Source organism: Paenibacillus sp. (genome assembly GCF_048976745.1).
Taxonomy (GTDB): Bacteria; Bacillota; Bacilli; order Paenibacillales; family Paenibacillaceae; genus Paenibacillus.
Map to the genome: position 1 here is coordinate 88,193 of NZ_JBHGUU010000008.1, position 17,694 is coordinate 105,886.

Genomic DNA, 17,694 nt, shown 5'->3' on the forward strand with positions numbered 1-17,694 from the left:
CTCCTATAATTGTACTATTCGTAATCAACATCAAGCGTCAGCGCAGTGTAAACGCTACGTAAAATTTATGTAAATGATACCTCAAGGCCGCAACTTTTTCCATCCCTTTACAAAGGTCAATAGACAGAGTAAAGTGAAGTACAGTGTGATTTGTCCGGTTGCTTGTTCTCATTCCAAATATATTTGATTAAAGGAGTATATAATGAAATCCAATAAACCTAGAACGTTACAAAAAAATATAGAATTTTTCACGGCTGCACTATCCCAATGTATGGTAAGCGCATGGCAGGAAGACCCGGCTGGCGTCTACTGTGAAGTGGGTTGCGGCGTTGTGGAACGGATCAGTGAAGACAGCGTACGCATCCGAAACAATGACGGAACGAAGAGCCATTATGCACGAGATATCACGATGTTCCAGACCGAAAAATAATTTTGCATAAATACGTAAAAAAGACTAGCTTTCCGAAACAAGGTGTTGTATACTCTTGCCACAAGGAAAGGAGGTGCGTCAACATTTCTAATGTCATGTTGAACGTGTCCCTTACCCGATCCACTAGCTCAAATTAAAAGAGTCTGGTGGAGGCGCGGGATACGGATCAATGTTTCAAAAAGCGCCACGGGTAGAAAAGCCGTCTTCGGACGGCTTTTTGTTTTCTCATTTTCTGTAGAGAGGTTAAAAAAACACCCAAAATATTGGAAATAGACCCTTTAGTAGAGCAAACCAAGATGGCTATAATTAGGATGCAACTCAACCAAAATCCGAGGAGGCATCTTGTAATGTTCAAAAATGTAAGGGGTTTCAAGACATCCATCATGTTGGCTTTTGTTTTGTTATTCACCTCCATCCTGTTGCCCGCAGGTCAGCATGCCAGCGCAGCACCAAGTTTCGCCAAAGGAGCCGACATCAGTTGGGTTCCCGGTATGGAAGCCCAAGGTTACAAATGGAAAGATAAAAACGGGGTTCAGCGCGACATCATTGATATTTTGAAAAACGATTATCAAATCAACTCGGTTCGCATTCGTGTCTTTGTTAATCCTTCGAATGATTATGGGAACGGTTACATGAATAAGGATCGTGCGGCTACACTCGCCCAACGTGCCAAAAATGCCGGCATGAGTGTAATGCTTACCCTGCACTATAGCGATTCCTGGGCAGACCCGGGTCAACAAACCAAACCTGCTGCTTGGAAAAATTACACGTTCCAACAACTCATGGATGCGGTATGGAACCACACTCGTGATGTGATGACGGCGATGCAAAGCAAAGGCGTTACCCCTGACTGGGTACAGATCGGTAATGAAACAAGCAACGGCATGTTATGGGAAGATGGCAAAGCATCCACCAACATGAAAAACTATGCGTGGCTGGTGAACACAGGCCATAACGCAGTAAAATCCCTAAGCAGCGGCACCAAAACCATTGTGCATCTGGCCGGTGGAGATGATAACGCCCTGTATGTATGGAATATTGGTGGTCTGATCAATAACGGAGCTAACTTTGACATGATCGCCATGTCCCTCTATCCTTCCGCTTCCGGCTGGAACACCGCTGTTACAAATACGGTAAACAACGCCAAGGATATGATCAACCGTTATGGTAAAGAAATCATGATCTCTGAAATTGGCATGGACAATAATCAGGCTGCAGCTGGTAAAAGTTTTGTTGCTGCGATGAAAAACCAAATTCGCAATCTGCCAAATGGCAAAGGTAAAGGTGTATTCTACTGGGAGCCTCAGGCTACACCAGGATACAACGGCGGTTATGGCAAAGGCGCATGGCAGTCCAATATGATGCCAACGGCTGTCATGGAAGGATTTATTGACTAGGTACGGTGGGTAGAAGTTTGGATGGGAGCAGTGGTGGCGTTACGGTGGCGGATCGTTCTTATGATCGCTGTTGTATCCTAATTTCTTGAACAACTTTTTATAAGTTGAAATTAGGATACAAAGGCGAACGCTTCGCTTCTTCAGAATCGATTCCGCCCCCTCCACTATGTCGCTGCTCCTTGAGACACTTCTAAAACCGTGTGTAGTCAAATGGAGTCGGTAGTAAGGTAAAACAAGGCAGTGGGCGCTACCTGGTGGGAGTAGCGCCTTTTTTACGTTGGAGCAAGTTGCACAAGCTGAGAGTGCCATTTGGGTAGCGTTAGGGCGTAGCGTGGTGGGCGTTCCGGGATCGGGTCGGGCACTTCTATAGCGTGTCGCGATCAATCGAGGAGTGGCACCACTCGGGCTGGAGACTGATGTTCTTTGGCTTAGATATGAATATAATAAGTTTATTGAGATAACACGTAGAATCAACTTCTTATTGGAGCGGAGGCATAAGGATGAGTTTTTTAAAAGGGATGGGTCAATTGGCTGGGGAAGTTACCGGGAAAGTATTGGGCGGCAGTGTGAGGGTGGTCGGTGAACTTGCGGGAAGCACCTATATCAAAGAAATCGGGAACGGTGTAGAGAAAGCTACGATCAGTACAGGCAAAACCGTTGGACAACTGGCTAGCGGGACATATGATCTGGCCAGTGGTGCCATTCGAAAAGATGATACCGCCATAGACGCAGGGCTTGCCGATATTGGAGGTGCCGTAACCACTACTGCAAAAGGTGTGGCGATATCAGCCAAGTATGTATATAACAGCGGTAAAGATGTTGTTGTGGGCTTGAAAGAGGAAGATAAAGACAGAGTCAAGCTTGGTGCCAAGAATCTTTTAGCTGCTGCTGCAGTAACAACACTCGCTGTCGGTGTCATTGACGCAGTTGATGGGCCTGAAGGTATGGATACGTAGGAATCCGGATTAGATTACCAATAACACGATAACTGAAGAAACACAGCCTAGCAGGGCAACAAAAATATGGAGACAACTAAATGAGATTTTTTCAAGAAGAATTCGTTGTTTCTTCTGGATAAAGCACGAGTAGATAATCACCGCAACCACAACAGGCAGATATAAATGAAGATCAGGACCATCCGTACTCGGCAATAGTTTATTAATAAATCCACCCATCGTCTCGTTGATAAGCATAACTCCATATATAACACCAATGATCGCTGAAACAGAAAACTGAAATAATGTCTGAACTACATCATTCTTTGTAAAGAACAAACCACGTTTACGGTACAGCTCATTGACCAACATATATCTGTTGCCTCCTCTTTTTTTCGATTACTCTTTTTGGTTAACACCCCTGTATTTTACCATAAATTCGATTTAGTTACTTTTTAGTTTTTTGTCGAGTTATCGTTCCCGCTCAAACAAAGAATAGCCCTATCCACCTGATTGGCAGACAGGGCAACCTATGATGATACCAGAATACCTCTACGTTCAGCTGACCTTAGCAAGTCTCGTAGCGCGCATCGATGCAGCAGCGTATACGATGAGCGCTGTCCAGATGAGCGCGAAACCAACGAGCAGAACTGGCGAGACGGTTTCCTTGAACACAAACACACTCAATATCAGCATGATTGTTGGCCCAATATACTGCACGAAGCCTAGTGTGGACAACGACATTCGAGCAGCCGCCCTTGCAAAGAACAACAGCGGCAGCGCCGTCACCACACCGGAAAGAATCAATTCGAAGAACATCGGCGCAGGCAATGTCCATGCTGTTGCTTTTCCTACAACGGCCAAGTAGATCCAGTAGCCAAGTGCGACGGGCAGAACTACAGCTGTCTCTGAAAATAAGCCCACAGAAGCGTCTTGTTTGATCTTCTTCTTCGCCAGACCGTACAAGCCAAATGACACGGCCAATGAGATCGCAACCCATGGGAAACGTCCGTAGTCGATAGCGATGATAAGTACCGCGACAGCAGCGATGGCAATCGCGAGCCATTGTCCACGGTTTGGCTTTTCATGAAGGAAGACAACCGCCAACAGCACATTCAGTAACGGGTTCAAATAATAGCCCAGACTTGTCTCAACGACATGACCATTGTTAACTGCCCAGATGAAGATAAGCCAATTGATAGCAATTAGCAGCCCACTTGCGGTAAGGGACAGCAGGGTCGAACGACTGGTCAGGATGCGCTTCATGTCACCCCATCGACGTTGGACAGCAACGAAAATCCCCATAAACACAAATGACCAGACTACCCGGTGCGATAAAATCTCGCCTGCCGGTACATTCTCAAACAACTTCCAATACAGCGGGAGAACCCCCCACATGATATACGCAATGATTGCGTTGATTAATCCACTATTCATAACTGTATCCCCTCTTATGCTCTGATATCTCAACGGATTATACGCCTCGATCCTCATTTAAGTAAAGGGGGTAATAGGTCATACAGGAATCCATGCCTCGTTCAAATGACTTTTTCTTTGAGCAAAAGCTTCACGTTTAGCGCAACCAAATTATACTTTGCGCTTTTTCTTCCTTACAATCATAAAGAGGATAAAAATCGCTGCTAATACGACGATACCTACGATATACATATCAATATCTTGCTCAAACATAAACCACATTTTGTGTTCTAAATTTACTTGTTGTTTGGGTGGATATCCTTCCCCGAATAGTCCAGTTGCTTGATCAACATTGTTCATTTCGATGGTCGAACTGCATGGACTACTGCTTAACTCGCCATTCGCTTCACTAAAGTAGATTAAGTATTTGTTGCCTTCCTTGAAATCAAACCCCCAAGTGTAGTTCGTTGCGATTATCAGTTGAGAGTCAACTTCCGTATTCCAACTCCTCTCAGCTTCCACTAAAATATATCTGAATTTCTCTTTTGTGCCCGTAAACCCCTCTTGCTTTAAAGCCACCTTTATTTGCTTTACCTCTCCATAGACAGCCCCAGTATTTCTTTCTAACTCTTCTTGGGGACTTCCCGCTTCGGCACATGATAAAGCTTTAACATCTTGCACATTTGAGATAAAGAAAACGGTGGAGATAAAACATATTAACGTGAATATACGTAGCTTCAGTTTTTCCACCTTCCTCTCATGACGTTATTTGTACATCTTTATTGACCTGTTTAACAGGAAAAATGTTGCATTTCCCTCTTGCCGTTAGGTGGATCAACAAAGAAGCAACCAATCGGACACCGATGGTTACTCCACTTGTCTTTATGAAGTTATCATTGTTTTGTTAGGTTTCCATATCGCAACTATTTGTGCGCAATTATGTTTCGTATCCGTCGAAAGATATATGTTGTAAATAGCCAATACGTTAGCTTTGACTCTTTAAGTACCATATTTCTTTTTCCATTCTTCACTCCACTTTTGAAAACTTTTTCCCGTTACTTCTTCCAATGTTTTACCATCCAATGAATATGGTGCTCCATCCATTGCTGCATTTGGGAAGGATGTACCCCCTATAACTTTGCCTTCACAAAGTATTATTAATACTTTGGATTTACTATCGTCAAACGTTCCCAAAGGATGGTTTGTTACTGTAAAGCTATACACCGATATTTCCATTCCAAAATACTTTTCCGGTTCTACTTTTTGAACTCCCCATGTTTGTCTATATGGTATCGTTTCTGTCTTCCCATAGAGTAACTTGTCTTTGTCTAAAGTGTACTTCTGAACTTGACCATCGTACGAAAAAATTTTATAACCTTGTGCCTTAACATATTCTGTCGCAGTCTTTTGATCACCGGTGACCGTAAACTCATCTGTACCCAACTTCTGAACCTCATTATTGCATCCAACGATGATACATAAAACTAGCCCCAATAAAATAATGATAGGTTTAAAATACACTACATTCCCCTCCGCAACGTGCAGTAGTTTATTCATCCTTTAGCAAACTAAATAAATCTTAAATCAAAAAGCAGCCGACCCTTTTGATCAACTGCCGAATGGTGTTCATTTCATTAACGTTTCAGGATAAAGTTACATTTTGATCCTATTTTGGTTACTTTCACTTTCCTCCAACATGAAATACACCAATTACGGTTTCACCATCCTTGTCATACAGTGGAATATCCCATCCGTCTGGTGATCTGCTGTTCTGGATCGCAATAGCTTCTTCAGGTGTATTGGGTTGCTCGCCATCCAAGTCTTTTTTCAGCAGATATCCTTCTGTACCATCCACACCAGTAGCCAAGATTAAATCAGGTTCCGTTTCTGGAGAAGTCGCATATGCGGCAGAACCATAGGTCTGTCCATTCTTATTTTTCGGATAAAGAGAAGTGATGTGAATTTGATTCAGCGCATTTTTAACGTTTGGATATTGGGATAACCCTGAACCACTCGATTCATTCATCATAAAAACCACAAAGATCAATAGTACAACTCCATTAGAATACATCTTCACAACTGTTCACTCCCTTATACTTTTAGGCTCGCAGAAAATCCGATTAAAAGAAGTTGGTCTTCCATATAATCGAAATCGATTCCATATTTAGAATAATATAACATAGATTCATGGGGTTAGTCGGAAGTTGAACAATAATCATCTAACCTGTCTAACTTTATTGCAGAACATCCCTCTTCGATAACATAAAGAAAACGGACACCGATCTTTGAAGATCAGCGTCCGTTTGTATGTTCCATATTATCATTTAAAAGTGTTACTTCACTTCGCCAACAACGGTAAAACGCTCGTTTTTGTGTTGTGGGTTTTCGATCTCATCAACCAAAGCAATCGCATAGTCTGCATAGCTGATGTAACTGTTGCCTTCGCTATTCACGAGAATAACGTCGTTGCCTGCTTGATATTTGCCAGTGCGTACACCTTCTGGATTAAAGAATCCAGCCGGGCTCAGGAATGTCCATTGAATACCTGAAGATGCTTGCAGATCCTGCAAGTTTTGGCCTTGGTTCGTTGCAGTTGCTTTGTAAGCATCCGGGAATCCTGGGGATTCAAAGACACGCAATGTTTTGGACTCGTCTGTGAACAGGCTTCCTGCTCCACCCACCACGATCAGACGAGTGTTTGGTGCATCTTTCAGGATGTTGATCAACGCTTGTCCTACTTCCACATGCAGGTTTTCTTTACCCGCTGGAGCACCAAATGCATTTACAACCACATCAAACGCTTTAAGATCCTCAGCGGTAAGATCGAGTACATCTTTCTCCAGCGTGTTCAGGCTTTTATCTTCCAATTTGGATGCATTACGAACGATCGCCGTCACTTCATGCCCTCTGTCTGCTGCTTCTTTCAAAATTACACTTCCTGCTTTGCCTGTTGCACCAATGATTGCAATGTTCATCATGATCTCTCCTTTGGTTATGTTCTGTTCAAACTTCATAATGTAACTATAATAGTTACAACATATATTGTCAACTAGTACTCTCTCTATTTCATTGTTAAACTGCCTCGCAGATGTATGTGAACTCGAAGAAGTCATATTGAAAATTGGGTTTCTCTATTAATAGAGTTAGAACCTCATTAATTAGAAAAACACGATCTCTCTATTATTATTTGATTCAATATCATTGTTTATTTATTATACCAAAGCAGCTCCGCCGCGATATCAATAATAGAATCTTCTATTCAAAACTATCAATTGATACTAAACTGAGTTTTTGCTACTATAGTATCATGCTTTTGATTCTATCCATATAAGGATGTGAACGCCTTTGTACCAATCCTCTGAAGTAGACATTGATGAAATTTTATTAACTTTTGAGGCCTACTCTAAGAACAAAAACGAAAAAATCGACTTAGTTAAGGGTGCTAAAGAAGTGAGAACCTTTACAAAGTTGGGGATCAGCTTAAAAGATGCAAAAGATTTTGCAATTGAGCAATTCTTGAGGTGTAGCTCGAAGAACTATTATCGTGGTCCAAACTTTGACAGAGATCGGTGCAGTGAAAAGCAAAGAAACATCTGGGAGTTTGGATTTGAAGTCTCAGTTGAGGATGTAACTTACGAAATTTATGTTAAGCTGAAAAAAAGGGATGATAAAGGTGATTTTGTGTTTTTATCCTTCCATATTGCAGAATATGAAATTGTATACCCTTTTAGAAATTAAAACATTGCAGTGCTGCTGAGGAGACCACTCTTTAGCAGCCCTGCCTTATATAAATTCATTTTTTGGTAAAAATAATAATAAATAATAGTTCCATTGGAGGCTATCAATGACTACAAAGTATGATAAATTGTTTTGTCCTTTGTGTGATCATGACACTTCGTACAATTTGATTAGTGGTAAATATGAAATAGAGGTTAAAGATTTAATTATAGTGATAAACGGAACAAAGGCTTTCTGTAAACTTCATTCAAATGAAGAATTGCATCATCCTGAGTATGATCAAGAGAATCAAGATCTTGCATTTAATGAATATAGAAATACCAAAGGTCTTCTTCAACCAATAGAAATAGCAGCAATTAGGAATAGTTACAACTTAACTCAAAAAGATTTTTCAAAATTACTTGGTTTTGGAGAGATTACAATAACCCGATATGAAAATGGATCAATTCAAACCAAAGCACAAAATAATTTAATAGAATCAACTAGAGATCCTAAAATAATGTATAAATATTTCATTCAAAATAAAGAAAAAATATCTCCAGCTGAACAACACAGATTAGAGAATTATTTTAAAGAAATTCAATTTGCAAAGGATCAAGAAAGCATCATTATAAATCAAGTAAGTAATATATTCTCTCATCAGAAAAATTCATTCAATGGGTATGAATCATTCAATTTAGCTAAGTTTGAGCAAATAATCTTATTTTTCACTCTTACTCAAAAATCTTATAAACCGAAACTTAACAAGCTATTATTTTATGTAGACTACTATCATTACAAAGTTTTTAAAAGATCTGTTACTGGGACACGTTATTTAAAGAATCATTATGGACCAGTTCCTGAGAAATATCAGACACTATATGATAATTTGAAATCGATTGTCTGGATAGAAAATGAGACTGGAGAGTATGCTACAAGCGATTCCATTTTTAATAGTAACTTATTTACAATCACTGAAATAGCAACAATTGAATATGTAGATTATAAATTTAGGAAAATGAATGCAAGAGAAATATCTGAGCTCTCCCATAAAGAAAAAGGTTGGAAGAAAACTAATTTATATCAATTTATTGATTATGAATTTGCTAATACATTATCTATTTGACAAACAATATTAGACAAAGTAAAAACAATTTAACCTCACTTCGTCAGAAGTGAGGTTAAATATAAAAAAGTGTTGCATTACATAAGTTAAAATATACAGGAAGCAGAGTTACTCTACTAGAGGAAGGTAAGGAAAGTAAAAAGGGTAACACTCTCAAAACTAAACTCAAAAACAATTGAATTTTTGACTACTTAGATATTAAACGTCTGATAATGCCAGTTAGGCCTTTAATTGATAAGGATTTTAGCGAAAAATAGAAATTTCACAATATTAATATATTCCTCTAGATTTCATGTTCTACAATGTCCAATACTGGAGTAACTGAAAAGTCCTAGTTGACTAATTTGAGTAACTCTACGATCCCTTATGCTGTGTATTTCTTACTCATTAATTTTTACGCGACGAATTTAAAAGAAATAAATGCGACAACCACTGAAAATAGATAAAAGCTCGCGGCCAAATTCATTTAGAATGAAGTCCTCAACAAATCTCTAAAAATTCTAATATAGTCTGAAAAATCTGAGCAACATCAACCCTAGTCCGATACAATCGAACTAAGGTCGTGTCCATATTTCTTTTAAACTTTTTGTAATATCCACCTTTTAGAGAGTATCAGATGACTTCTTAAGTTTAGTATCTTTTATAGCCTGCGAACGTATTCTCGCCCCAACTGTAGATTCAATTATTTTATCTATGATCTTTTCTTTAGCATCACTTTTGTTAACATATATATCTAACATTGAAGAGATTTTAGATAAATCATTCTTTGTTATATTTTTCTGTAGTAAAAATTCTTCAGCTCCATTTCTATCATTAAATTCATTCAATTTATTTACAGCATCAATCAGAAATGGATCAATAGGCTTGTCCAATTGTTTCGTTGAAATATGACTATCCTTTGCTAAATATTCGAATTTACCATTCCCACTAAGTAACTCTTCGTATTCTTTTTCATTCATTTCAGCAACTACATCTGTTATAGCTTTTAAAAAGTTAACTAATTCACTTTTTTTCATATCTTCTCTTATCCTCCTTAAATCCCCACTCGGTTCATAACTTCTTCAGCCAATGCTTCTAATTCTCCTCTTACATTTTCATATGTTTCTGACCGAACCTCTTCAAGCACTACTGGGACTCCAGCTTGCGGTGCATCAGCATATATAGTTTTATTTTCTCTTATAATTGTTTCCAATACAGGGATGTTTAATCGTTTAACTGTTGAGATGAATTGTTGCTGGGCTTGATATGGGACTCCATATCTTATACCAACCATAGTAAATATAACACCTTCAAAAACAGGGTTGACTTCTTCAAACTCATTATTTAATTCATCGTATTTAGTTTTCTCATTATACTCTTGAACAAGTTCTTTTACATTTTTATCAAGTTGTTCAATACCAATTGTTGAAAGGTAATCTGATTTTGCTGGAACTAAAAGTGTATCACTAGCAATAATAGCCGTTTTCGTGACAACATTAAAGTTCGGAGGGCAATCAATTAAAACAACATCATAAATAACACCTTGATCCTCCAGTTGTTGTAACCCTTCTTTGAATCTGGAGTGAACTTTTAGGAAATTACGACGATTAGTTCTATCACTTCCGCCCCATAATTTCGCACTTAATTCCAAATCAACGTTAATTAAACCCAGGTGAGATGAAATCAGGTCAATTTTACCATCAGATTTGGATTGTTTTAATCGAGCATTTACTCTTTCTGGAGTAATAATTATATCACCTAAATTGAAATCCTGATCATTATCAATGTACGCGTCAAACCACTTTTTTATAGTCTTGTTTTGATAGTTTTTCTCCCAATCATCTACTCTTAAAAAGGAAAAAGTTAAATTAGTTTGGGGATCTAAATCTATTATAAGTACTTTAAGACCATTCCATGCCAATTCTGCCGCCAAATTCGATGTCAGGGTCGTTTTACCTACTCCACCTTTATAATTAATGATAGAAATTACTTTCGCCATTTCAAGCACTCCTTTTTACCCATTTTATTTAGATTCAAAGACCTATATAAAGGGTATTCGACAACCTCCAACATTTTCCTTCTATTTAATAATTTTATATTTAGACTATTCAAAAACAAAAATATTCATTAGAAAATCCACCTAATATTAACCTAGATTTTTATTAATTCCTATTCCTTTAACGCCATAACAAAAAGACCTCCATAACGTAATTAGTACGAGACTAATACGCCATAGAGGTCGTGATTCACAACCCTGAAATGCCATTTCAAGGATTGATAACGTTCATCGTCCGGGGTTGTTAACCTACCGAAATACCTGCGCAATTCATAATCTGCATCGTTAAGGCTACCGTTACAGGCTTGCGTCCGTCATCCGTTATCGAATGCGCTCAAACCCGCGCCAGTTTAACAATCCTTATCAGGCACACCCGCATCTTCCTTCGTACGGAAAGAAGATCCACACCCGCAGGTCGCTACTGCGTTTGGATTATGGATGGTGAACCCACCCGACATACCGGACTCTTCAAAATCAATCTCAAGTCCATTCAGATATTTCAGGTTTTCCTTCTCAACTACAACCTTCATGTTCTGAATATCCATATACAGGTCCTCATCGGACTCTTTATCGTCAAAGCCCATGGCGTACGAAAATCCGGTGCAACCGCCCGGTGCTACGCCAAGACGCAGGAACATACCAGGTGTCTCTTGCTGTGCAAGCATCTCTTTCAATCTGTCAGCAGCTGTTTCGCTGATGTTAATCATGCCAGGTCACTCTCCTTTTTCATATAAAATCATGTTCAAAAAGGGCGCTTTTCAGTACCAAGAAGATGGGATGAAGATAGAAATGGAGTAGCGGAGCGTAGGCAAAACTACGTGAGCAACGGACATTTCGGCTGAATCCCATATTCGACGCTGAGATGCCGCTAGGCATCCTTCGTAATCAAAAGCGGACTTTTTGAACTACCTTTCATTAACTCTTCTTTAAATTATACTCCACCCCGTCAAGGGTCTCAAGTCATGTTTGCCTCTTTCCGCGTTCCCCCTGTACTCCTTTTTCTTCCCAGTGTATTGAACCCCCGGGACACGAGGTTTATAATGAATAGGTGGTCGCACTGAAATGTCGGTGTTTTGTCATGACTTATTCAGACGATGGTCATAATTGGAGTTGTAATTTTTTTCACATTTCGAGACTGCAACGCAGTCCCCAATGCATATACGAGTCAACTGACTCCATTTTCAGAAAAAATTTAGCTTTCATTTGCAGCACACGCTGCACCGGGTAAATAAGAGTTAGTCCAACTAAGAAGGCGGCAGTTGACCGCATCTTTGCTATGTAGTTCTGTAAGTCAGGTCCTACACAACTCAATTCCGGTAAAGAACAGGAGGAAACACTATGTCGACATTGGTAACACCGTTCACAGACAAAAGAATGGCTGAAATCGTTGAGAAAGTGCAGAACGGCGTAAGGCTGAGCGTAGAAGACGGCGTATATCTGTATGAAACAGATGATCTGCTGACTTTGGGCCAGCTGGCCAATGAGGCCAACCTGCGGAAAAATGGTAAGAAAGTATATTTCATCGAGAATATGAGTCTTTACTTTACAAACGTATGCGAAGCTCACTGTGCTTTTTGCAATTTCCGCAAAGACCAGGGCGAAGAAGGCTCTTACACGTTATCCGGTCAGGAGATGATCGATTATGTGGAACAGCATATTCATCCAGGTGTACGTGAGTTCCATATCGTAGGCGGACATAACAACCATGTTCCTTTTCAATATTATGTCGACTCCCTGCGTGCTTTAAACGAGAAATATCCGGATGTTACGCTGAAAGCTTATACGGCAGCCGAGATTGATTTCTTCACCCGGATTAGCGGACTCAGTATCAGAGAAGTTCTGCAAGAGCTGCAAAAAGCAGGTCTGAAAACATTGACTGGTGGCGGTGCTGAGATCCTCTCGGATGAATATCGCAAAAAAATGCGTGTAGACAAAGCCAACGTGGACCGTTATCTTGAGGTGCACCGCACAGCTCATAATCTCGGCATGCGTACACATACGACGATGTTGTATGGATCAATCGAATCCTATGAGGACCGCGTCAACCATATGGTGCAGATTCGTGAATTGCAAGACGAGACCAACGGATTCATGGTCTTTATCCCGCTTTCCATGCAGCCAAAAAGTAAAAACGCGAGCATTATGCGTCGTAACTCGGCTTATGAGGATCTCAAAACAATTGCGATCAGCCGTCTGATGCTGGATAACATCGATCATATCAAAGCATACTTCATTAACATCGGTCCACAGCTCGCTCAAGTCGCTCTTGGATTCGGCGCTTCGGATGCACACGGGACGATCGTTCGCGAACGGATTAGTCATGCGGCAGGTGCACTCACACCTGAAGGTCTTACACGAAAAGAGCTCATCTGGCTCATTAAGGGTGCAGGTCGTATTCCGGTAGAACGTGATACGTTCTACAATGAAATTCAAGTGTACGAATAGGATATAAATAGAACACCATCTACAATCAATATTGCAACAGCACCACTTCAGAACGCAGCTTTCATTATAGGGAGACGTTTGAATTCGAGTGGTGCAAACTGCTGAATGATATCTTCAATTTTCAATGTCTACTTTTCATTTATTCAAATCCAAACAAAAGAAGCAGCTATGTCCATACATAGCTGCTTCACAGGTTACAGCCCCATTTCAGTGGGACTGATGCAGAAAGGAAGCCGAGTCATGAAAAATTTCGTCATTCTTGGAGGCGGCTATGGCGGCCTCACCATCATCAAGGAACTTCTGGAAGGTAAAATTCCAGCCGATACCCAAATTATTTTGGTGGACCGCAGCCCCTTTCAGGGATTAAAGACAGAATATTACGCACTCGCAGCAGGAACCGTATCCGATTATGACCTGCGTATTCAATTTCCAGTGAGTGATAAAGTCACTTACCGTTATGGAGAAGTTACTTCGATCGACCTGGAACAGCGTCAGATTGAATTTGAAGGCCAAGACCCGCTCGTGTATGACAAGCTTGTCATTGGACTTGGTTGCACAGACCGTTTCCACAACACGCCAGGCGCCGAAGACTACAGCTGTACCATTCAGAGCTTTAGCAAAACACGCGAGACTTACCTGCGCCTTAATGAAGTCAAAGCCTATGGCAATGTGCATATCGTAGGCGGGGGATTAAGTGGTGTCGAGATGGCAGCCGAACTTCGTGAGAGCAGACCGGATCTGAACATCAGCATTCTGGATCGTGGTGAACGTGTATTATCTGCTTTTCCACAACGCCTGTCCGTGTATGTGCATGAATGGTTCAACGAACATCAGGTAGAGACACGTGGGCATATCGCCATTTCACGCGTGGAACCTAATGCCATCTACAACCGGGATGAACAGATCCTAACGGATGCTGTCGTATGGACTGCAGGTATTCAGCCCGTTAAAGTGGTACAGGATCTGGACGTAACCAAAGACCCGCAAGGTCGTGTCGTCCTGAATGAATACTACCAAATCCCCGAATATACCGATGTTTATGTGGTTGGTGACTGTGCCAGTGTACCTTATGCCCCTAGCGGTCAAGCTGCGGAAGTACAGGGTGAGCAGATCGCCCATATTCAGCATGCCCTCTGGAAAGGCGAAAAGCCCAATCCACATCCACTCAAGCTTCGTGGCACACTGGGTGCACTCGGCAAGAAGTCTGGGTTTGGGCTGATGGGCAAAACGTCCATGATGGGACGTGTACCTCGTATTCTGAAAAGTGGTGTGCTCTGGATGTCCAAGCGCCATCTCGGTTAGTCGAGATCGAGCTCGTCCCAGACATCGGCTTCGGCAATTTTGGCCAGAATGGCGTTATATAGATCTTCCACTTTGTCCGTGATGACAACTTCACCATTCACCAGTGCAAATGGAGTCATAGAACATTGGCCGCAGTTGGTGAGGCAGCCGTATTCAATCACATCATAGTCTGGATTTTCTTCCAGTTGATCCATGACTTCATCTGTGCCAAAATGCATATTATTGGCACAAAATTCAATAATCGGTCTCATTTAAGTTCACCTGCTTTGTTTGACCATTTTAATTTGTGGCCATTTGTAATATAATATAGGAAGGAAAGGAGTTGAACAATATGAGCGAAAACGCACAAGACACCATGTATGATGAGGTATCTGATGTTCTTGACAAACTTCGTCCGTTCCTGCAACGCGATGGCGGTGACGTGGAACTGGTTGACGTGGAAGACGGCATCATTAAGCTGAAACTGGTCGGTGCCTGCGGCAGTTGCCCAAGCTCCACCATTACCTTAAAAGCCGGGATTGAACGCGCCCTTCTTGAAGAAGTTGAGGGTGTACAAGAAGTCGTACAAGTATTCTAATCAATCCTTCACGAAATAAACCTCAAGAGCCTTCGCTTCGCATGAAGCGGAGGGCTCTTTTTTTGTGCACATATTCAGAGTTTCCATTTCATCTGTCCCCTGTTTCAACGGGTTTCAACGTCCAATCCTACAACTCACCTTAAGTATCCTCGCGCTGTATGGTCGGACGAATCGGATCAAGTCCTCCAGATACATCCATAATGTTGCCTGTTATAAAATCGGAATGATCAAGGCACAGGTACGTAATCACTCGTGCGATATCTTCACCGCTGCCAGGACGCCCTCTTGGCGTTTCCTCATCAGTGATGCCTGCCATTTCATCAATCGTTTTCTCTTTGTTGGCACCGCGAATATCTCCCGGGCATACCATGTTAACCGTAATTCCATAAGGAGCTTCCTCAACGGCGAGTGTCTTTGTAAAAGATACCAGGCCTACCTTGGCAGCCGCATATACGGCGCGATGAGGCCAAGATCTCGCTTCTCCAGCATGACTGAAGCCAAAATGGATAATACGTCCCCATTGCTTGCGTCTCATCTCTGGCAATACACGCTGATCCAGCAGCATCGGTCCCAGCAGATTTCCCTGCACAAGCATCTGGACCTCAGCTTCAGAATAATCCGCAAATAATCGTCGTTCACGGACAAATGGGCCCGCATTATTCACCAAAATATCAATGCTGCCCAGGTTATCTTCCACCTGTTCAACCAAATAAGAGATATCTTCCACCTTGGATATATCCGCCTGGATGGCAATACACCGCACACCCTTGGCTGTAATCTGAGCCCTTAAAGCCTCAGCTTCTGCTCTGCTGTGTACATAGTTGAGGGCAATATGACACCCCTGATCTGCCAGACTGAGGGCCGTCATTTTACCAAGACCTTTGGCACTTCCCGTTATGAGGGCAATCTTTCCCTTCACGTTCATCCCCCTCTTCAAAGAGCAGTCACTATCCAGTATAAAAGATTTATCGCCCTCCTACAACTCGCTGATCCAAAAGGGATTATTCACTTTTAATTCCAGATATATCTTAATCAAAATCAAACACCTATCGTACTGTCGAGGATATAACCCGAAAGGACTTCTACATGAATATGAAGAACAAAAGATGGATATCATTTAATGCTTCGACTGACAAAACATCTACCGTGGGGCTGAACAGCCTCCTGCTCGTCTGAATCGGCTTCACACCCTTGGACTTATCGGTTGGATCAGATACAAAATCAAAAGCTCAAATGGAGAAGAAGAAAAATTCTCTCCCTCCGAGAGGACTCACCTGCAGGAAGCAGATGAACAGCAGTATGCTGATCAGGTTCATTAAAACAAAATAACGTAAAAAGAGGATGTCCTTCCGTCATATTCATGACTTATGGGATATCCTCTTCTTACATACTTCACATCATATCATACTTATATATCGTGAATTATTCAGTTGCAGGTTCAACTGCACCTTTATAACGCTCTTTGATGAATGTTTTCACTTCTTCGGAGTGCAAGGCAGCAGCCAGCTTCTTAATTGCATCTGCATCCTTGTTGTCCTCACGGGATACGAGGATGTTTGCGTATGGGTTACCTTGCAGATCTTCGATCAGCAAAGCATCATTCGCGGGATTCAGGTTTGCTTCAAGCGCATAGTTAGCGTTGATGAATACCAGATCCGCTTCATCCAATTGACGAGGCATCATGGCTGCATCCAGCTCGATGATATCCAGGTTCTTCGGATTCGCTGTGATATCCTGAATCGTAGATGTGATATTTGTGTTGTCTTTCAGCGTAATGATGCCTTCTTTCGCGAGCAACAACAGAGCACGTCCACCATTGGATGGGTCATTTGGAATGGCTACTTTTGCGCCGTCAGCCAATTCATCCAAAGACTTAATCTTTTTGGAGTATCCGCCAAAAGGTTCAACATGAACAGGTGTTACAGCAACGAGGTTGAATCCACGTTCTTTATTTTCTGTGTCCAGATAAGGCTGGTGCTGGAAGAAGTTTGCATCCAACTTTTCATCAGCAAGTTGCTGGTTGGGTTGTACATAGTCATTAAACGTAACGACTTGCAAACGAATACCTTGTGCTTCCAGTTCAGGCTTGATGCTTTCCAGAATCTCTGCATGTGGTGTAGGTGAAGCTCCAACTTTCAATTCCACTGTGCGTGGTGCACCTGCTGAATTGTCTGCGCCGCTATCGGCATCCTTGTTGTTTCCGCAAGCTGCGAGAACTGCAATCAGCATAAGGCTAAGTAGAGCGAAAGACCATTTTTTCATGTGTAAAACCCCTTCTCTCATCATTTTTTCATGTGGCGTCCGCATAAATGCA

Annotated in this window: 20 protein-coding genes; 8 read left to right on the forward strand and 12 right to left on the reverse strand. The window is 41.4% G+C overall.

From position 1 onward, the window contains the following. Positions 1 to 202: 202 nt before the first annotated feature. From ACE3K2_RS15120 to ACE3K2_RS15130, 3 genes are all read left to right on the forward strand, one after another. A complete protein-coding gene (locus ACE3K2_RS15120; protein WP_338588477.1) occupies positions 203 to 430 on the forward strand; it encodes a hypothetical protein in 228 nt (75 codons plus the stop codon). Positions 431 to 777: 347 nt separating this feature from the next. Next, positions 778 to 1,827, forward strand: coding sequence for a glycoside hydrolase family 53 protein (locus ACE3K2_RS15125; RefSeq protein ID WP_421891712.1), 1,050 nt, complete (start codon positions 778 to 780; stop codon positions 1,825 to 1,827). Between the two features lie 500 nt (positions 1,828 to 2,327). Next, complete coding sequence (locus ACE3K2_RS15130) at positions 2,328 to 2,783, forward strand: hypothetical protein (protein WP_421891715.1); 456 nt, start codon at positions 2,328 to 2,330, stop codon at positions 2,781 to 2,783. A 9-nt stretch (positions 2,784 to 2,792) separates the two neighbouring features. On the opposite strand, the gene ACE3K2_RS15135 is transcribed toward ACE3K2_RS15130, so the two are convergent. The 6 genes from ACE3K2_RS15135 to ACE3K2_RS15160 form a co-directional block, all read right to left on the reverse strand. Next, positions 2,793 to 3,134, reverse strand: a complete 342-nt coding sequence (locus ACE3K2_RS15135; RefSeq protein ID WP_421891718.1) for a hypothetical protein — start codon at positions 3,132 to 3,134, stop codon at positions 2,793 to 2,795. Positions 3,135 to 3,320: 186 nt separating this feature from the next. Beyond that, positions 3,321 to 4,199, reverse strand: coding sequence for an EamA family transporter RarD (gene rarD / locus ACE3K2_RS15140; protein WP_421891721.1), 879 nt, complete (start codon positions 4,197 to 4,199; stop codon positions 3,321 to 3,323). 150 nt (positions 4,200 to 4,349) lie between these two features. Beyond that, positions 4,350 to 4,928, reverse strand: a complete 579-nt coding sequence (locus tag ACE3K2_RS15145) for a hypothetical protein (RefSeq protein WP_421891724.1) — start codon at positions 4,926 to 4,928, stop codon at positions 4,350 to 4,352. A gap of 249 nt (positions 4,929 to 5,177) precedes the next feature. After that, the gene (locus tag ACE3K2_RS15150) at positions 5,178 to 5,699 is read right to left on the reverse strand and encodes a hypothetical protein (protein ID WP_421891727.1); all 522 of its coding nucleotides are present in this window, start codon (positions 5,697 to 5,699) and stop codon (positions 5,178 to 5,180) included. Positions 5,700 to 5,859: 160 nt separating this feature from the next. Then, positions 5,860 to 6,255: a hypothetical protein gene (locus tag ACE3K2_RS15155; protein ID WP_421891730.1), complete on the reverse strand. Its 396-nt coding sequence runs from the start codon at positions 6,253 to 6,255 to the stop codon at positions 5,860 to 5,862. Between the two features lie 256 nt (positions 6,256 to 6,511). After that, entirely contained in the window at positions 6,512 to 7,153 is a 642-nt protein-coding gene (locus ACE3K2_RS15160; protein ID WP_421891901.1) for an NAD(P)-dependent oxidoreductase, read from the reverse strand. A gap of 370 nt (positions 7,154 to 7,523) precedes the next feature. Between ACE3K2_RS15160 and ACE3K2_RS15165 the strand changes: the two genes are divergently transcribed. Beyond that, positions 7,524 to 7,916, forward strand: a complete 393-nt coding sequence (locus ACE3K2_RS15165; protein ID WP_421891733.1) for a hypothetical protein — start codon at positions 7,524 to 7,526, stop codon at positions 7,914 to 7,916. A 106-nt stretch (positions 7,917 to 8,022) separates the two neighbouring features. Further along, positions 8,023 to 9,021, forward strand: a complete 999-nt coding sequence (locus tag ACE3K2_RS15170; RefSeq protein WP_421891736.1) for a type II TA system antitoxin MqsA family protein — start codon at positions 8,023 to 8,025, stop codon at positions 9,019 to 9,021. Positions 9,022 to 9,623: 602 nt separating this feature from the next. On the opposite strand, the gene ACE3K2_RS15175 is transcribed toward ACE3K2_RS15170, so the two are convergent. The 3 genes from ACE3K2_RS15175 to ACE3K2_RS15185 form a co-directional block, all read right to left on the reverse strand. After that, positions 9,624 to 10,037: a hypothetical protein gene (locus tag ACE3K2_RS15175; protein ID WP_421891739.1), complete on the reverse strand. Its 414-nt coding sequence runs from the start codon at positions 10,035 to 10,037 to the stop codon at positions 9,624 to 9,626. Positions 10,038 to 10,054: 17 nt separating this feature from the next. Then, positions 10,055 to 10,999 carry a ParA family protein gene (locus ACE3K2_RS15180; protein ID WP_421891743.1) on the reverse strand — a complete coding sequence of 315 codons (945 nt, stop codon included), beginning with the start codon at positions 10,997 to 10,999 and terminating at the stop codon, positions 10,055 to 10,057. A gap of 407 nt (positions 11,000 to 11,406) precedes the next feature. Beyond that, the gene (locus ACE3K2_RS15185) at positions 11,407 to 11,763 is read right to left on the reverse strand and encodes a HesB/IscA family protein (RefSeq protein ID WP_253440679.1); all 357 of its coding nucleotides are present in this window, start codon (positions 11,761 to 11,763) and stop codon (positions 11,407 to 11,409) included. 631 nt (positions 11,764 to 12,394) lie between these two features. Here ACE3K2_RS15185 and mqnE point away from each other — a divergent pair. Then, on the forward strand, positions 12,395 to 13,501 hold the full coding sequence (gene mqnE / locus ACE3K2_RS15190) for an aminofutalosine synthase MqnE (RefSeq protein ID WP_421891746.1): 1,107 nt from the start codon (positions 12,395 to 12,397) through the stop codon (positions 13,499 to 13,501). Positions 13,502 to 13,741: 240 nt separating this feature from the next. Continuing rightward, positions 13,742 to 14,803: an NAD(P)/FAD-dependent oxidoreductase gene (locus ACE3K2_RS15195; protein WP_421891749.1), complete on the forward strand. Its 1,062-nt coding sequence runs from the start codon at positions 13,742 to 13,744 to the stop codon at positions 14,801 to 14,803. On the opposite strand, the gene ACE3K2_RS15200 is transcribed toward ACE3K2_RS15195, so the two are convergent. Then, a complete protein-coding gene (locus ACE3K2_RS15200; protein ID WP_036605750.1) occupies positions 14,800 to 15,054 on the reverse strand; it encodes a YuzB family protein in 255 nt (84 codons plus the stop codon). The genes ACE3K2_RS15195 and ACE3K2_RS15200 overlap by 4 nt on opposite strands. Before the next feature lie 80 nt (positions 15,055 to 15,134). On the opposite strand from ACE3K2_RS15200, the gene ACE3K2_RS15205 reads away from it, so the two are divergent. After that, positions 15,135 to 15,380, forward strand: coding sequence for a NifU family protein (locus ACE3K2_RS15205; protein WP_062837977.1), 246 nt, complete (start codon positions 15,135 to 15,137; stop codon positions 15,378 to 15,380). Positions 15,381 to 15,519: 139 nt separating this feature from the next. Here the strand turns inward: ACE3K2_RS15205 and ACE3K2_RS15210 are convergent, their stop codons facing one another. Beyond that, on the reverse strand, positions 15,520 to 16,299 hold the full coding sequence (locus ACE3K2_RS15210; RefSeq protein ID WP_421891753.1) for an SDR family oxidoreductase: 780 nt from the start codon (positions 16,297 to 16,299) through the stop codon (positions 15,520 to 15,522). A 503-nt stretch (positions 16,300 to 16,802) separates the two neighbouring features. Further along, positions 16,803 to 17,642 (reverse strand): MetQ/NlpA family ABC transporter substrate-binding protein, encoded by an 840-nt coding sequence (locus tag ACE3K2_RS15215; protein WP_289390331.1) that lies wholly within the window; start codon positions 17,640 to 17,642, stop codon positions 16,803 to 16,805. Positions 17,643 to 17,694 lie beyond the last annotated feature (52 nt).

What these genes read in the sequence shown, in the direction of transcription:
- ACE3K2_RS15120 (WP_338588477.1), top strand. Translation starts at nt 203, where the DNA reads ATGAAATCCAATAAACCTAGAACGTTACAAAAAAATATAGAATTTTTC.
- ACE3K2_RS15215 (WP_289390331.1), bottom strand. Translation starts at nt 17,642, where the DNA reads ATGAAAAAATGGTCTTTCGCTCTACTTAGCCTTATGCTGATTGCAGTT.
- ACE3K2_RS15125 (WP_421891712.1), top strand. Translation starts at nt 778, where the DNA reads ATGTTCAAAAATGTAAGGGGTTTCAAGACATCCATCATGTTGGCTTTT.
- ACE3K2_RS15180 (WP_421891743.1), bottom strand. Translation starts at nt 10,999, where the DNA reads ATGGCGAAAGTAATTTCTATCATTAATTATAAAGGTGGAGTAGGTAAA.
- ACE3K2_RS15135 (WP_421891718.1), bottom strand. Translation starts at nt 3,134, where the DNA reads ATGTTGGTCAATGAGCTGTACCGTAAACGTGGTTTGTTCTTTACAAAG.
- ACE3K2_RS15175 (WP_421891739.1), bottom strand. Translation starts at nt 10,037, where the DNA reads ATGAAAAAAAGTGAATTAGTTAACTTTTTAAAAGCTATAACAGATGTA.
- ACE3K2_RS15170 (WP_421891736.1), top strand. Translation starts at nt 8,023, where the DNA reads ATGACTACAAAGTATGATAAATTGTTTTGTCCTTTGTGTGATCATGAC.
- rarD (WP_421891721.1), bottom strand. Translation starts at nt 4,199, where the DNA reads ATGAATAGTGGATTAATCAACGCAATCATTGCGTATATCATGTGGGGG.
- ACE3K2_RS15195 (WP_421891749.1), top strand. Translation starts at nt 13,742, where the DNA reads ATGAAAAATTTCGTCATTCTTGGAGGCGGCTATGGCGGCCTCACCATC.
- ACE3K2_RS15205 (WP_062837977.1), top strand. Translation starts at nt 15,135, where the DNA reads ATGAGCGAAAACGCACAAGACACCATGTATGATGAGGTATCTGATGTT.
- ACE3K2_RS15130 (WP_421891715.1), top strand. Translation starts at nt 2,328, where the DNA reads ATGAGTTTTTTAAAAGGGATGGGTCAATTGGCTGGGGAAGTTACCGGG.
- ACE3K2_RS15160 (WP_421891901.1), bottom strand. Translation starts at nt 7,153, where the DNA reads ATGAACATTGCAATCATTGGTGCAACAGGCAAAGCAGGAAGTGTAATT.
- ACE3K2_RS15185 (WP_253440679.1), bottom strand. Translation starts at nt 11,763, where the DNA reads ATGATTAACATCAGCGAAACAGCTGCTGACAGATTGAAAGAGATGCTT.
- ACE3K2_RS15200 (WP_036605750.1), bottom strand. Translation starts at nt 15,054, where the DNA reads ATGAGACCGATTATTGAATTTTGTGCCAATAATATGCATTTTGGCACA.
- mqnE (WP_421891746.1), top strand. Translation starts at nt 12,395, where the DNA reads ATGTCGACATTGGTAACACCGTTCACAGACAAAAGAATGGCTGAAATC.